The sequence below is a fragment of the Cupriavidus sp. FW305-46 genome (genome assembly GCF_058787075.1).
On record NZ_JBYSZI010000006.1, the window covers coordinates 117,362 to 131,995 of the forward strand.

Annotated in this window: 11 protein-coding genes; 2 read left to right on the forward strand and 9 right to left on the reverse strand. The window is 62.2% G+C overall.

The features are described 5' to 3' along the window. Nucleotides 1-122 precede the first annotated feature (122 nt). Entirely contained in the window at nt 123-1,136 is a 1,014-nt protein-coding gene (locus AC3WON_RS04785; protein WP_492351244.1) for a M35 family metalloendopeptidase, read from the reverse strand. 328 nt (nt 1,137-1,464) lie between these two features. Between AC3WON_RS04785 and AC3WON_RS04790 the strand changes: the two genes are divergently transcribed. Together AC3WON_RS04790 and AC3WON_RS04795 are read left to right on the forward strand one after the other, a co-directional pair. After that, on the forward strand, nt 1,465-2,307 hold the full coding sequence (locus AC3WON_RS04790) for a PGN_0703 family putative restriction endonuclease (protein ID WP_492351245.1): 843 nt from the start codon (nt 1,465-1,467) through the stop codon (nt 2,305-2,307). Nucleotides 2,308-2,603: 296 nt separating this feature from the next. Further along, complete coding sequence (locus tag AC3WON_RS04795) at nt 2,604-2,819, forward strand: SymE family type I addiction module toxin (RefSeq protein ID WP_492351246.1); 216 nt, start codon at nt 2,604-2,606, stop codon at nt 2,817-2,819. 136 nt (nt 2,820-2,955) lie between these two features. On the opposite strand, the gene AC3WON_RS04800 is transcribed toward AC3WON_RS04795, so the two are convergent. From AC3WON_RS04800 to AC3WON_RS04835, 8 genes are all read right to left on the reverse strand, one after another. Beyond that, nucleotides 2,956-3,603: a hypothetical protein gene (locus AC3WON_RS04800; RefSeq protein ID WP_492351247.1), complete on the reverse strand. Its 648-nt coding sequence runs from the start codon at nt 3,601-3,603 to the stop codon at nt 2,956-2,958. Between the two features lie 15 nt (nt 3,604-3,618). After that, the gene (locus AC3WON_RS04805; RefSeq protein ID WP_492351248.1) at nt 3,619-5,004 is read right to left on the reverse strand and encodes an AAA family ATPase; all 1,386 of its coding nucleotides are present in this window, start codon (nt 5,002-5,004) and stop codon (nt 3,619-3,621) included. A gap of 199 nt (nt 5,005-5,203) precedes the next feature. Further along, nucleotides 5,204-6,391, reverse strand: a complete 1,188-nt coding sequence (locus tag AC3WON_RS04810; RefSeq protein ID WP_492351249.1) for a ribonucleotide-diphosphate reductase subunit beta — start codon at nt 6,389-6,391, stop codon at nt 5,204-5,206. Between the two features lie 159 nt (nt 6,392-6,550). Further along, a complete protein-coding gene (locus AC3WON_RS04815; protein WP_492351250.1) occupies nt 6,551-9,481 on the reverse strand; it encodes a ribonucleoside-diphosphate reductase subunit alpha in 2,931 nt (976 codons plus the stop codon). A 493-nt stretch (nt 9,482-9,974) separates the two neighbouring features. Beyond that, a complete protein-coding gene (gene ampD / locus AC3WON_RS04820) occupies nt 9,975-10,592 on the reverse strand; it encodes a 1,6-anhydro-N-acetylmuramyl-L-alanine amidase AmpD (RefSeq protein ID WP_492320353.1) in 618 nt (205 codons plus the stop codon). Continuing rightward, nucleotides 10,589-12,199, reverse strand: coding sequence for a sigma-54-dependent transcriptional regulator (locus tag AC3WON_RS04825; protein WP_492320354.1), 1,611 nt, complete (start codon nt 12,197-12,199; stop codon nt 10,589-10,591). Before AC3WON_RS04825 ends, ampD begins: the two co-directional genes overlap by 4 nt. A gap of 25 nt (nt 12,200-12,224) precedes the next feature. Then, entirely contained in the window at nt 12,225-14,330 is a 2,106-nt protein-coding gene (locus AC3WON_RS04830; RefSeq protein WP_492351251.1) for a sensor histidine kinase, read from the reverse strand. After that, nucleotides 14,327-14,629, reverse strand: coding sequence for a PP0621 family protein (locus tag AC3WON_RS04835; protein WP_010814735.1), 303 nt, complete (start codon nt 14,627-14,629; stop codon nt 14,327-14,329). The genes AC3WON_RS04830 and AC3WON_RS04835 overlap by 4 nt, the downstream gene beginning before the upstream one ends. Nucleotides 14,630-14,634 lie beyond the last annotated feature (5 nt).

Here is a 14,634-nt window from a genome sequence, read left to right on the forward strand (position 1 = left end):
TTGCGCAGACAAACGAGAAGCACCCGGCTCGAAGATGGGATCCAACTCCAGGTTACCCAAGCTGCAGCCGAAGGAAGGTATGGGCGTGGCAAGCAGGAGTGCCAACAAGACGAGAATCCTCTTCATTGCTGCCTCCAAATCGGCTTATCCCCGTTCCAGTTCGGGATGTTCACCACGTAGGCGGCAATATTGTCGGCATTGCTCAAGCAGAACATATCGCGGGCAGCCGCCCGCTCCTGCGACCGCGTCATACTGTACCAGTGGTCATCTGTATTCATCGCAGCGGGAAAATGCGACACCTCGTGAATCAACGTTACCAGCTTGGAGTCCTTTGCAAGAGGCATGCCGTCATAGCGATTGTTTTCATCTGGTTGGGAGCAGAATATGTCGCCGATGAAGATCGTGTAGGTACCGTCCGGCTTGCAAACGCTCGCAGAAGCGGGAATTTGCCCTGACCCGGATCGTGGTACACATCCGACCCGCGCAAGCGCTTCGGGCGTGCTTCGCTCGTAGTTCTTTGCCGTCAAGCCTTTCATAATTTCGCGGATCCGGACGAGACCGTCGAGCAGGGTAGTTCGCGTTTCGGGCAATGCAGAGCCGAACCATAGACTGACCTTGTCCTGATCCGCACGGCTCCATCGCTCAAGTTCGCCGAGGCGGTCGCCTAAAAGGCGAACCGCCTTATCACGAAGCCGACTCATTATCTTGTGGAACATTTCATTGCTCATACTCGGGCAGATCCTTGCCTCATCCGAAGTGTGCTCGTTGCCGGTAACGCCTTCCGAAAGCTTGTTGAATGTTTGCGGCGCGTTGGCTTCTTTCCATGATGCGCCTGCAATGGATGTTCCTTGATTCACCTCTATGGTGAAGTTGTTTTGGGAAGAAATGACGAATGGCTTCACGGCACAAGAGCAATACACCCGCGCCCCTTCGACGAGTATCTGCTTGCCCATCAGGTCAAAGGCCGGATAGCAGTCATTGACCACCCTTCCGCCCTTTTTGCACGCAGGGCACGTGGCGAAATCTCCGTCCACGGCTACACGAACGTTGTGGTGCCACATGTCGCCGGTACCGATGAGCGTTCCACCGGTACTTGTCGCATCCCGGTCTCGGAGTGCATTTCGAACATCAACCATGGTTCTCTCCTTTCGTCGTTGGGCTGAGGTTCTATACGTGGCGTACTTAGTGCTGTCTTTACGGCAGATCAAGTTCCCAAAGACGCGAGAGGCACGTCAGCACTGTGTTGACCGGGGGCGCCGCGGGTGATGGAGCCATGGTCAGAGGTCGCGATAGCAAGGTGGGCTCGTGGGCGGGACGATGTCGGACATCGGCCAGCGCATATTTCCCGCTCCACCATTCGGCGGATTCCCTGCCCTGCCCGACTGACAAACAATCGTCATCTGTAACCACGATCCCTTGTATGACCGCTAGTCAGCTTGGGAACGCGCTCGACGGAGGCGATTCATGTCTGTAACAGCCATTTGCAGGGAACAACAGGAATGGGCAGCGAACCGGGGCATCGCCTTTGACGCACGCGGTTATGTCCCCCATCTGGACCTGAATCTGATGCGACCACTTTCGCCAGCAACGTTGACGGCGTTTGCCAATGGCGACGGCGGTGAACTGCTGGAGCGTGGAGACAAGCCGGCAAAGATGCGAGCCTTGCATTCGTCTTCTGCGCTGGCCGCGAACATCTTCGATTTCTGGACCGATTCCGCGGATGCCACGCCATTGATGAAAGCGCTGGCGCTACCCTCCTGCCCCACCGCAGCGTTATTCGAATCCAAACTGTCCACCGGCGTCGACAGTCACGCCAACCTGGATGTGTGCCTGCCACTGGCGAACGGCGTCATGGCCGGCGTGGAGAGCAAGTTCACGGAATGGCTGCGCGGCAAGGCAACGCAGGCGGGCGAGGCGTTCAGGCCGCCATACCTTGCAAAAGGGCGTCGCCGCTGGGAAGAGGTCGAGTTGCCGCGGGCACAGGCGCTCGCGGAAGCCCTGCAAGAGGGCCGGGAGGCGTTCCGGCACATTGGCGCGCCGCAGCTACTTAAGCATGCCCTTGCGCTTGCTCGGCAGTATGGAGACCGTTGGGTGCTGCGGTATGTGTACTTCGATTGGCCGGGACCATACGGGGAGCGTCATCGGGACGAGATCCGGAGATTCCAAGAGCTGGTTGGCGATGAACTGAAGTTCAATGCCATCAGTTACCAGGAGATCTTTGAGGAGCTCTGTTCAGCTAGCCGACCAGAGTATCGAACGTATCTGGCCTATCTGGGCGAGAGATACTTTCGCCAGCCGATTGGCTAGGCGATCAAGAAGAATTGGAGCGGGCCTGTGGGTTGCGATACCGCAATGCAGAGTTGTCTCATTGGCGGCAGTATCCGCATTCCTTAGCCTAGCTGTCGGTGCTGAACACACCCCCCGCAGCGTTGCCACGTCCGACAGTCGTGGCGTGTCTTCCATAGCTTTCTGCTAAGGCCGGGCAGCGCGCATCGATACAAGACCCGAAAGGGGAAACATGCGGGCCGATCTGCGGGCGGTGTTCAAGTGCCCGGCCGCCCAGCTTGCACGGGCGAATCCAAGTTTCGAATTAGGAGTTCGCTATGCGGAAGATATCTTCCACTGCGCACGTGCGCACACTCACAACCAGCTACAGGCATTTCCGCATCAAGGCAACTGAAAGTAATCGCTATAGTGGGATGCGATGCGTTCCATGGATTCGCTTAGGCGGAGTATGGTTGGAACGGGCAGGCTTCAAGATCGGGCAAGCGCTCAAAGTGGAAGTAAGGAATAGAGTTGTCGTAATTTCCTCCGAGTAACTGCAGCGGAAAGGGATTCACAGATGCTTTGCTGTGGATCCCAGATTGTCTATCAGTGACGACCAATGCGGCGAAAGGGAAACATATCTATTTCTGATTCTGAAATAGCCCCCCCATTTCCCTCATTGAAATTGGCCTACGCAACACCATTTAGCCTTTGCTGTGAAAACGCTGTGATCGCGCCCCGGAAATGCTGATAGGATTTTAATTGTCGAACAGATCCATTTGGATCCAAATCGAAAGCTAAGCGTCTTCGCATTTCAGAAAATCGATTTCTGAATTTCCTCAAATGACCACCTTGCGTCTCACTTGCCTCACAAAGAGCATCTAGCAAAAGCCCTTTGGCGTCCTGCACATTTTCCAAATTGCGCAAAGCAGGGATACAGCCCAGATCTCCCCTATGAGATGCGTTTCCCGCCACACGCTTGATTGCATCACGATCCGTCAGCAGCCAAGTCTCCAATTTGGTTACGGGGATAATTGGTATTACTCGACCGACATCTATTAATCCGCCCGCCGCATCCATGATTTCCTGCTCACGCACATCGACGCCTGCGTTGTCTGCATCCCTGTGAACAAATATTACGTCGGCGTTGGGATGGTGCCTAAGCAAAGCGCGCAGTTTATCGCGCACCGTACGTCCTACTGGGGCTCTATAAAGACGGAGGTCAGGAGCCTCGCCGCTCACCTCCGAGAACCCCTCGTCAATTAAAATGCTCTCGATATGCTCGACCAAATTCAAATCTGACGTACCCTCACCCGTCAAGATAAAACGAACCTTCATTTGTTCTGTCCCCTCTCAGTCAGCCAAATCAAGCTCAATCTGAGCATTAGGGGGAAGGGCAAGGTATGCGACAATCGACCCTCGATCAACGCACGTGCCATCATCAGTTTTACTACGCCAACCTTCCTGCAAACTTTTACAACGAATGGTCGAAGTGGGTCTCCCATCGAGTCCTCGAACTTTAACGACATCCGCATAAATAAGATCATCGGGACTTTCAAGCTTGACCAAAACAGGAGAATGCGTAGCGATAAATATCTGCCGCATCGGATTATCCTCACCCGCCGGGTGGTTAGCATCAACCGCCAATTCCTTGAGCAAATTAAGCATGGCATCCATCTTTGCCGGATGGATACCATTCTCCGGCTCCTCAAAACACAGAAGCCCATTAAAATTTGGATCCTCAGACATAATGCATAATGCCAAGAAGCGAAGAGTTCCATCCGACAAAGCGCGAGCTGGTAGAAAAGCGCCAGATCGTTCTTTTACTTCAATAGTCAGTAGTTGACGGACTTGATCAACATCAATCCTGACGTCCGAGGTTGGCACAATTTCGGAAAGACGACTGGCAATACGTGAGCAGACACTCGGATCTTGCCGCTGGAGCTTATATAGCGTCGCAGCTAATCTGCCGCCATCAACTCCGACACTGCTCTCTTCATGCATCTTATTCGAGCGACGCATGGCACTTGGTTCTAGAGAGAGGAAGCGCCAAGACTGCATCTCCCTTCGCGCAGCGAGAACCGTCGGCCAAACGGCACTATTCGTATTTGCCACAACAGTCTTCGGGATACGATGTGCAGGTATCTTTTGGGGTTGGCCACCGCTACCACCATCCTGATGCAGATGAATTTCAGTGATACCGTCACCGGATATCTTCGTTGAGATATATCCAGCGCCCTTTCTATTGTTAATAACAACCTGATCGCGAAACAAAGATGCACTAAGAGGGAAATGTAGCTTATTAACCGCCTCTCCCTTATTAATATAGCTTAGCGCCTCACGCACAAGATAAAGCCCTAACGATCCATTTGATTCCTCTTCTGGATTTCGAGCCAGCTCTATTTCATAACGCAAGAACGTTGAGGTAGCACGCGCTTTCCGGCCGAAGTCATCCACTAGATCTAAAGGAACAATCATTTCTGCCGCCATGGAGAGCCGATCCGCGCGAACCCCCCCGCTAGTCCAGAAAATGTCGAGAGGATCTGAAGACTCGGAATCCCGCACTTCCAAAGCTGCCTCAACAATGGACTTATCCCCCAGCAATGAGAGGAATCTGATCGCATCGAAGATGTTCGACTTCCCCACACCATTCAGCCCCGCAATGCAATTAAAAGGGCCAAATGAGACGGAAAAATCTAATAAATTTTTGAACCCGTGTGCTTCAAGCTTAGTCAACATAGCGTTCTAACCGCATTAAGGTTGGAGGTGATTGTAAGCCAAATCACCGCCAGCTATCAGTTCGCTTGCCATCGCATTTGACGGCGAACAGCTTTGTTTCATCTGCGACCAGGATTGCCAATAGTATCTCAATTTCCAGTGGTGAAAAAAAGGGAGCCCGTTAGGCTCCCTTTTTTTCACAACGCGGGCTCCGAATTCATCAATCCCAGCTCAACGCCCCACCCGTCTGATACTCAATAACCCGAGTCTCAAAGAAGTTCCGCTCCTTCTTCAGATCGATCATCTCGCTCATCCACGGGAACGGGTTCTCCTCATTCGGGAACAGCTGGTCAAGACCAATCTGCTGGCACCGACGATTGCAGATGAACCGCAGATACGACTTGAACATCGGCGCATTCAGACCCAGCACGCCACGCGGCATCGTGTCCTCAGCGTAGCGATATTCAAGATCAACAGCCTTCTTGAACAACTCCGTAATCTCAGCCTTAAACTCCGCCGTCCAAAGATGCGGATTCTCCAGCTTGATCTGGTTAATCAGATCAATCCCAAAATTGCAGTGCAACGACTCATCCCGCAGGATGTACTGATACTGCTCCGCCGCCCCAGTCATCTTGTTCTGCCGCCCCATCGCCAGGATCTGCGTGAAGCCCACATAGAAGAACAGCCCTTCCATGATGCAGGCGAACACGATCAGCGACTTCAGCAGCTTCTGGTCGTTTTCCGGCGTGCCGGTCTTGAACGACGGGTCGGTCAGCGTGTCGATGAACGGGATCAGGAACTCGTCCTTGTCGCGGATCGACTGCACTTCGTGGTACGCGTTGAAGATCTCGGCTTCGTTCAGGCCCAGCGATTCAACGATGTACTGGTAAGCGTGCGTGTGGATGGCCTCTTCAAAGGCCTGGCGCAGCAGGTACTGGCGGCATTCCGGCGCGGTGATCTGGCGGTAGGTGCCCAGCACGATGTTGTTGGCGGCCAGCGAGTCGGCGGTGACGAAGAAGCCGAGGTTGCGCTTGATGATGCGGCGCTCGTCTTCGGTCAGGCCATTGGGGTCTTTCCACGTCGCGATGTCGCGCGACATGTTGATTTCCTGCGGCATCCAGTGGTTGGCGCAGCCAGCCAGGTACTTTTCCCACGCCCACTTGTACTTGAACGGGACGAGCTGGTTGACGTCGGTCGAGCCGTTGATGACGCGCTTGTCGGCGGCGTTGACGCGGCGGTTGCTTTGCGCGGCGGCGGCGTTGGGGTTGTTGCCCAGGATGCCGGCTTGCGTGGCGCTCGGCGGCAGGACGCCTTGCTGGTCAGCGGTGGCAGCCGTTGCTGCGGGTTGCAGGGCAGGCTGCGGTGCGGCCTGCGGGGTGGCTTGAACGTCGTCGTCCCAGCTCAGCATGATGTGGTTCTCCGTGATTCGGTTTGGGGGGCGCGGTGGTTGGTCAGGTTTGACGCTTCACTTCGTTGATGCGCCGGCCCTCACCCCCGCCCCTCTCCCGCATGCGGGAGAGGGGAGCAAACAGGGGGCGGTTTTTTGCTCTCTAGTCTTCTTTTTGCCTTATTGGCAGGCTTCGCACTCTTCGAAGCCAGGATCACCCGGGCGCATCGTGCAAACCGCGCCTTCCGCTTCCGGCATGGCCGGTGCTGCGGCTGCGGCGGCGTCCATGGCAGAGCTGCTGTCGCTACCCGACGACACCGCATTCAGCGAGCCGCGCGACACGGTGGACTTCTCCACGTGCGTGGCCGCCATGGTGCGCAGGTAGTACGTGGTCTTCAGGCCGCGCAGCCAGGCCAGCTTGTAGGTGTCGTCCAGCTTCTTGCCCGAGGCGCCGGCCATGTAGATGTTCAGGGACTGGGCCTGGTCGATCCACTTCTGGCGGCGGCTGGCGGCTTCGACCAGCCAGGTCGGCTCGACTTCGAACGCGGTGGCGTAGATGTCGCGCAGGTCTTGCGGGATGCGGTCGATGCGCGACAGCGAGCCGTCGAAGTACTTCAGGTCGGCGACCATCACTTCGTCCCACAGGCCGCGTTCCTTCAGGTCGCGCACCAGGTAGTCATTGACCACGGTGAACTCGCCCGACAGGTTCGACTTGACGTACAGGTTCTGGAACGTCGGCTCGATGCAAGCGGACACGCCGATGATGTTCGAGATCGTGGCAGTCGGCGCGATGGCGATGCAGTTCGAGTTGCGCATGCCGTGCTGCTTGATGCGGGCGCGCAGGCTGTCCCAGTCCATGCTGCTCGACAGGTCCACGTCCAGGTAGCCGCCGCGCTCTTCGGCCAGCAGCTTGAGCGAGTCCTGCGGCAGGATGCCGCGGTCCCACAGCGAGCCGGTGTAGGTCTCGTAGCGGCCACGCTCTTCGGCCAGCTCGGTGGAGGCCTGGTAGGCGTAGTAGCACACGGCTTCCATCGAGGTGTCGGCGAACTTCACCGCGGCGTCGCTGGCGTACGGCGTGCGCAGCACGTGCAGGCAGTCCTGGAAGCCCATGATGCCCATGCCGACCGGACGGTGGCGCAGGTTGGAGTTGCGGGCCTTCTCGACAGCGTAGTAGTTGATGTCGATGACGTTGTCGAGCATCCGCATGGCGGTGCGGATGGTCTTCTGCAGCTTGGCGTGGTCGAGCACGTACGAGCCATCGGCCTGCTTGGCCAGGTGGGCGACCAGGTTGACCGAGCCCAGGTTGCAGACGGCGATTTCGCTGTCATTGGTGTTCAGCGTGATTTCCGTGCACAGGTTGGAGCTGTGGACGACGCCGACGTGCTGCTGCGGGCTGCGGATGTTGCACGGATCCTTGAAGGTGATCCACGGGTGGCCGGTTTCGAACAACATGCCCAGCATCTTGCGCCAGAGCTGCATGGCCGGGATCTTCTTGAACAGCTTCAGTTCGCCGCTTGCAGCCTTGGCTTCGTAGCCGAGGTAGGCCTGCTCGAACGCCTTGCCGACCTTGTCGTGCAGGTCCGGGCAGGTGGACGGCGAGAACAGCGTCCATTCGCCGTTTTCCATCACGCGCTTCATGAACAGGTCCGGAATCCAGTTGGCCGTGTTCATGTCGTGGGTGCGGCGGCGGTCGTCGCCGGTGTTCTTGCGCAGCTCCAGGAATTCTTCGATGTCCAGGTGCCACGTTTCCAGGTAGGCGCAGACGGCGCCCTTGCGCTTGCCGCCCTGGTTCACGGCCACGGCGGTGTCGTTCACCACCTTCAGGAACGGCACCACGCCCTGCGACTTGCCGTTGGTGCCCTTGATGTGCGAGCCCAGTGCGCGCACGTTGGTCCAGTCATTGCCCAGGCCGCCGGCGAACTTGGACAGCAGCGCGTTTTCCTTCAGCGCTTCGTAGATGCCTTCCAGGTCGTCCGAGACGGTGGTCAGGTAGCACGACGACAGCTGCGAGCGCTGGGTGCCCGAGTTGAACAGGGTCGGCGTGGACGACATGAAGTCGAACGACGACAGCAGCTGGTAGAACTCGATGGCGCGCGCTTCGCGGTCGGTTTCGTTGAGGGCCAGGCCCATGGCGACGCGCATGAAGAAGGCCTGCGGCATTTCGATGCGGGTTTCATCGATGTGCAGGAAGTAGCGGTCATACAGGGTCTGCAGGCCCAGGTAGTTGAACTGGAAGTCACGGCCGGCGTCCAGCGCGGCGCCCAGGCGGGCCAGGTCGAAGGTGGCCAGCTTTTCGTCCAGCAGCTCGGCCTTGATGCCGCGCGCGATGAATTTCGGGAAGTACTCGGCGTAACGCGTGGTCATCTCGGCCTGCGTCACTTCGGCACCCAGGATTTCCTTGCGGATGGTGTGCAGCAGGATACGGGCGGTGACCTGGCTGTAGTCCGGGTCCTTTTCGATCAGGGTACGCGCGGCCAGGATGGCGGAGTCGTACACCTGCGTCATCGGCACGCCTTCGTACAGGTTCTTGAGCGTTTCCTTGAGGATCGGCTCGGCGCTGACGGCCTTGCCCAGGCCGGCGCAGGCGTTGTCGAGCAGTTCGTGCAGGGCGACGATGTCCAGCGGCTTGGTCACGCCGGCGTCGCTCACGTTGACGCTGATGCCGCCTTCCTGCACGCGGGCCACGGCCTCGGCGCTGGCGCTGGCACGCTCGGCCTTGCGCTTTTCGCGGTACAGCACGTAGGCGCGGGCCACTTCATGCTCGCCCGAGCGCATCAGGGACAGCTCAACCTGATCCTGCACGTCTTCGATATGGATGGCGCCACCGCTCGGGCGGCTGCGCACCAGTGCGCGCACGACGTTGTCGGTCAGTTGCTCGACGATCTCGCGCACGCGCGCGGAGGCAGCGCCCTGCCCGCCGTTCACGGCGAGGAAGGCCTTGGTCATGGCGACCGCGATCTTGGACGGCTCGAAAGCCACCACGGCGCCGTTGCGACGAATGATCTTGTGATCCGGGTAATTCGTGGTAGCGGCGGTGGGGGTCTGCTGCGCGGTCGGTGCGATACCGGCGGCGGCGCCACCCGTGGTGATTTCGTTCTGGGCCGTTTGCATGAGAACTCCTGTTTTTACCCTGGAAATAAGAGACAAAAGAGTCCCTGGCGAAATGCGGCGAAAAGAACGTCCCTCCCGGCGTGAAGTCGGGGCGGACAGACTGCCTTTACGTGAACATTTCGCCAGGGACTCTTGTGATTCGCTGGCCTTAGCGGGCGGTTTCGAGACGATGCACGAACTTCGTGATCCCTGACTCGCCCTTGGGCCGGCTCCCCGGTTTGACTACTAGATATAGTGTGTGACGCGTAAAACTGGGCTAAGTATAGTGAAACGAATCCGAATGACCAGTCTTGACAAGCGCTTTTTCGGGGGCGGTTGCGCCGATGCGGCAGCGCCACATGCCCGCAAGCCTAGTACTCGCAAGGGTTTTCGTCAGACCGTTCGCAACTGCACATTTCACAAAAATTTTTTTGATTGTTGCGACGTTGCGATAGCCCCACCCGGAGGTGGGGCATGTGCGCCGGAACGGGGCGCACGGGGATGGGGAATGAGGTTAAGGATTCGTCACCTGGCCAGCCGCGCCCGGGCACTGGTAGGGCAACATGCCCGGCGCCACGCCCGCCTGCCTGGCAAAGCGCGCCCAGTCGAAATGCGGGCCGGGATCGGTCTTGCGCCCCGGGGCGATGTCGCTGTGGCCGGCAATCGCGCGCACCGGGTAGGCGGCCAGCAGCGCGGGCACCAGCGCGGCCACGGTGTCGTACTGGGCCAGGGTGAACGGCAGGTCGTCGCAGCCCTCGATCTCGATGCCGATGGAAAAATCATTGCAGCGGGCACGGCCGAAGAAGTCTGACTGCCCGGCGTGCCAGGCCCGCTGCGTGCATGGGACAAACTGCACCAGCTCCCCCTCGCGGGTGACCAGGAAGTGCGCGGACACCTGCACCTGGTGGATGGTGGCAAAGAACGGGTGCTTGTTGGGATCGAGCCGGTTCTGGAAGAAGGCCTCGATGTCGCCGCTGCCGAACTGGCCAGGCGGCAGGCTGATGTTGTGCAGCACCACCAGGTCCACCGGCATGCCGGCCGGGCGCGCGTCGAAGTTGGGCGACGGCACGCGGCGCGCGGCGGGGACCCAGCCGTCGGCATCGGGCAGGTAGCGGTGCGCGGGCTTGGTCATGGCGTGCCCTCGCCTTCCACGGTGCTACGGTCGGCGGCGTCCATGGCTTCGCGGATGCCCAGTTGCTGGATGCGGTAGCGCAGCTGGCGCAGGTTCAGGCCCAGCAGCGGCGCGGCCGCGGTGCGGTTGAAGTTGGTCTGCGCCAGCGCCTGCAGGATCAGCTCGCGCTCCACGGCTTCCAGCCTGGCTTGCAGGTCGATCGGGAAGACGATGCCGCGGCAGGCGCGTTCGGCGGGATCGCCGGCGGGCTCGGGCTCGGGCGCGCTGGCCGGGGGCGGCTCTGCCGGGGCCGGCGCGGGCGCGGCGGCCGGCGGCACTGGCGCCCACATGCCTGCGGCGCCCCAGGGGGCGGAATAGTTGGTGGGCGCCATCGCCGGCGCCGGGGCATGCATCAGCCCGGCGCGCTCGGCGCCGGCGTCCAGCGGGCCCAGGTCGGCCAGCTCGATCTCTTCGCTCTCGGCAAAGGCGTAGGCGCGCTCCAGCAGGTTCTCCAGCTCGCGCACATTGCCGGGGAAGGGATAGGCCACCAGCCGTTGCAGCGCCGCCGGCGACAGCCGCCTGGGGCGCGGGTCGCCGTAGCGCACCGCCAGGTGGTCCAGGATGGCGTGCGCCAGCACCGGGATGTCTTCGCCGCGCTCGCGCAGCGTGGGCATGCGCAGCGCCAGCACGTTCAGGCGGTAGTACAAGTCCTGCCGGAACTGGCCGGCCGCCACCATCGCCGCCAGGTCCTTGTGGCTGGCGCACATCACGCGCACGTCGACGGCGTCTTCGCGGCTGGCGCCGATCTTGCGCACGCGGCGCTCCTGCAGCGCGCGCAGCAGCTTGACCTGCATCGGCAGCGGCAGGTCGGCCACCTCGTCGAGCAGCAGCGTGCCGCCGTTGGCGGACTGGAAGAAGCCGCCACGCTCCCCGTCGGCACCGGTGAAGGCGCCTTTGACATGGCCGAAGAACTCGGACTCCATCAGGTTCTCGGGGATGGCGCCGCAGTTGACGGCGATAAACGGATGCGCGGCGCGCCCGCTGGTGGCGTGGATGGCGCGCGCGGCGCGCTCCTTGCCGCTGCCGGATTCGCCGCTGATCACCACCGGCGCCATGCTGCGCGCCAGCCGCGACAGCGAGCGGCGCACCTCCTGCATGGCGGCGGAATGGCCAGGAAGCAGGGCGGCGGCGCGGTCTGCGGCCTGCTCGGCCGCGGCGGCTTCGGCATCGGTGCTGTCGCGCTGCTGGCGGCCCAGCGCGTTCAGCACCAGGCTGCGCAGCTGCTCCAGCGAGACCGGCTTGGCGATGTAGTCGAAGGCGCCGGCCTTGAGTGCTTCCACAGCGTTGTCGGCGCTGCCGTAGGCGGTGATGACCGCCACCGGGATGCGCTCCGGCGCGGCCGACAGCTGGCGCACGATCTCGATGCCCAGGCCGTCGCCCAGGCGCATGTCGGTCAACACCAGGCTGTAGCGGCCCTGCGCCAGCTTCTCGCGCGCCTCGGCGAGCGACCCGGCCAGCACCACGTCATGGCCCATGCGGCGGATCGAGATGTCCAGCAGCTCGCGCAGGTCGGCCTCGTCGTCGATGACCAGGATGGGATCGGGCGCTCGGGACATTCGGGGTGGCATGGGGTGGTGGCTGGGTTGGGACAGGTCAGGCGGCGGCCGCATCGGCGCTTTCAATACGCAGCGTCAGCACGAACGCCTTGGCCGGCAGTGTATCGCGCGCGGCGGCGGCCAGCATGCCGGTGCGCTCGAGTAGCGCCGGCAAGGCGATGGCGCCGTAGCGCACCTGGGCGTCATTGGCGCCGCACAGCTCGCGCGCCATGAACAGGCCCAGCCCGGTGCCCTGGGCGTTGCTGGTGAAGAACGGTTCGAACAGGCTGCGCTGGTGCTCGCGCGCGACTTCGGCGCCGTCGTTCCAGACGATCAGCTCGGCATGGTGCTGGTCCAGCGCATGCGCCAGCAGCCGGATCGAGCCCGGCAGCCGGCTGCAGTAGCGCCAGGCGTTGTCCAGCAGGTTGCCCAGCACCTGCTGCAGCTGCGAGGCGTCGAACACCACCGGCTGGGCCACGTCCACGGTCAGCCGGATGGCATTGGCGTTGATGTCGGCCCGGCCCGCCGGGCGGGTCTCGCCGGCGCGCGGGCGGCGCGAGCGCATTTCGGCGCGCCAGCGCTCGACGATCTCGGGCAGCGCCTGCGCCAGGTGCACGGTGCTGCGGCCGGTGCGCGGGCGGCGCGACATCTGCAGCACGTCTGACACCACCTGGTCCAGCCGGCGCACGTTGTCGTTGATGATGCGCAGCAGGCGCGCGTCGATATCGACATCGGCGCCGCCATGGTCCTGGCCGGCGGGGTCGCGCCGGCCGGAATCGCCCAGCAGCTCGCTGGCCTGGCTGATTGCCGCCAGCGGGTTGCGGATCTGGTGAGCGATGCTGGCCACCAGCCGGCCCATGGCGGCCAGCTTTTCCTGCTGCACCTGCTCGGCGATGCGTTCCCAGCTTTCGATATGGACCAGCACGGTGTCGCGCATCTCGTTTCGCAACAGGGCCTCATCCTCCTGCGACCAGGCCATGGCCTCGTTCTGGGCGATGGCCAGGCGCAGGCGGCCGGCGGCTTCGGGCGACAGTTCGCTCCAGGCGGCAGTATCCAGCGTGGCCGGCACGGTGCGGCCATGCGCCATGGTCGAGCGCAATCCTGCCAGCCCCGGCAGCACAAAGCGCAGCCGCAGCCGGGTGTGCTGCATGGTGCCGTCGGCCAGCGCGGTGCCGGACGCCATCGGCAGCAGCTGCAGGATGCGCGGCACGTCGTCCTTGCTGTGCAGCCAGTCGCGCAGCATCTCCATCAGCGGCTGCAGGCGCGGGATGCGGCGCAGGTCGAACAGCACTGCTTCTCCGCCCTGACCTGCCGCACCACCCAGCCGGCGCGAGTAGATGCGCTCATGCGGCTGCACGCCCAGCAGCACCACCGCCGCGGGGTTGGCGGCCACCACCGCGCCGTTGGCGCGCACCAGCATCACGCCGTCCTGCATGTCGTTGACCATCAGCCGGTTGACCAGCTGCTGCAGGCGCAGCTCCTGCTCGCGCGCCAGCGCCAGCCGCTCCTGCGCGATCTGGCGGTTGGCCAGCATATACATCAGCAGCGCCGCGATCATGAACACCAGGCCGAACAGGCCCGAGCCCAGCAGCCCGGCATCGGCCTGGCGCAGCAGGATGGTGTGCATGAAGGGCCCGCTCATCACCACCAGCGCGGAGATCGACGCGGCAAACAGCGCGAACAGCAGGCTGGTCAGTGCACCGGCTTCCAGCGCCGGCAGCAGGAAGATCATGGCCAGGCCCTCGGCCTGCCCGCCCCGCCCCAGCACGCTGAAGACCAGCGCCAGCAGGGCCAGGTCGGCCAGCACCTGCACCCGCACGCGCAGGTGGAAGTGCCGGCGCCACAGCGTGCCGGCCAGCATCGCCACGGCAATGCCAAGATAGGGCACGGCGATGGTCATGGCCGCCGCGTGCTCGATGCCGCCCAGGCCCCCGAGGTCGAACGGCACGGGCGGGATCGCATTTGTGATGGCGGAGACGGATGCCGGCTCGCCGCGCCGCATCAGCGCAAAGCCGACCAGCAGCACGCCCACGGCCACGCGGGTCCAGCAGAAATAGCGCAGCAGGCGCCAGTGGAAGTCAGGCGGTTCGGGCTGGCGCCACAGCTGGGCCAGGCCGCGCCAGGCATTCAGCCGCTGCCAGCCCGACGACGCCGGCTCCGTCATGGGCGGGGGCCGCTGCTGCTGTCGCTGCCTTCGGCCCGGCTTTCGTCCGGCAGGTGGCTGCGGCGGCAGTAATGCAGGCCGCGCCAGGCAATGGCCTCGCCCTGCGGCAGGTGCACGCCGCACTGGGCGCACTGGACCATCGGTTCGGCGGTGGCGTCGGCCGGGCCGGCGGCGGCAGTGCGCTCGCTGGCCTCGCGGGCCTGGCGTGCGCGGTGTTCAGCCAGCCGGGCCTCGGCGCGGGCGCGCAGCCACCAGATGACGCCCAGCACCACGGCCAGCAGGATCAGGATACGTGCCATGGGGA

Bases quoted from the DNA above. Each gene is read 5' to 3' on its own strand.
- AC3WON_RS04785 (WP_492351244.1), bottom strand. From the start codon at position 1,136: ATGGTTGATGTTCGAAATGCACTCCGAGACCGGGATGCGACAAGTACC.
- AC3WON_RS04790 (WP_492351245.1), top strand. From the start codon at position 1,465: ATGTCTGTAACAGCCATTTGCAGGGAACAACAGGAATGGGCAGCGAAC.
- AC3WON_RS04795 (WP_492351246.1), top strand. From the start codon at position 2,604: ATGCGGAAGATATCTTCCACTGCGCACGTGCGCACACTCACAACCAGC.
- AC3WON_RS04800 (WP_492351247.1), bottom strand. From the start codon at position 3,603: ATGAAGGTTCGTTTTATCTTGACGGGTGAGGGTACGTCAGATTTGAAT.
- AC3WON_RS04805 (WP_492351248.1), bottom strand. From the start codon at position 5,004: ATGTTGACTAAGCTTGAAGCACACGGGTTCAAAAATTTATTAGATTTT.
- AC3WON_RS04810 (WP_492351249.1), bottom strand. From the start codon at position 6,391: ATGCTGAGCTGGGACGACGACGTTCAAGCCACCCCGCAGGCCGCACCG.
- AC3WON_RS04815 (WP_492351250.1), bottom strand. From the start codon at position 9,481: ATGCAAACGGCCCAGAACGAAATCACCACGGGTGGCGCCGCCGCCGGT.
- ampD (WP_492320353.1), bottom strand. From the start codon at position 10,592: ATGACCAAGCCCGCGCACCGCTACCTGCCCGATGCCGACGGCTGGGTC.
- AC3WON_RS04825 (WP_492320354.1), bottom strand. From the start codon at position 12,199: ATGCCACCCCGAATGTCCCGAGCGCCCGATCCCATCCTGGTCATCGAC.
- AC3WON_RS04830 (WP_492351251.1), bottom strand. From the start codon at position 14,330: ATGACGGAGCCGGCGTCGTCGGGCTGGCAGCGGCTGAATGCCTGGCGC.
- AC3WON_RS04835 (WP_010814735.1), bottom strand. From the start codon at position 14,629: ATGGCACGTATCCTGATCCTGCTGGCCGTGGTGCTGGGCGTCATCTGG.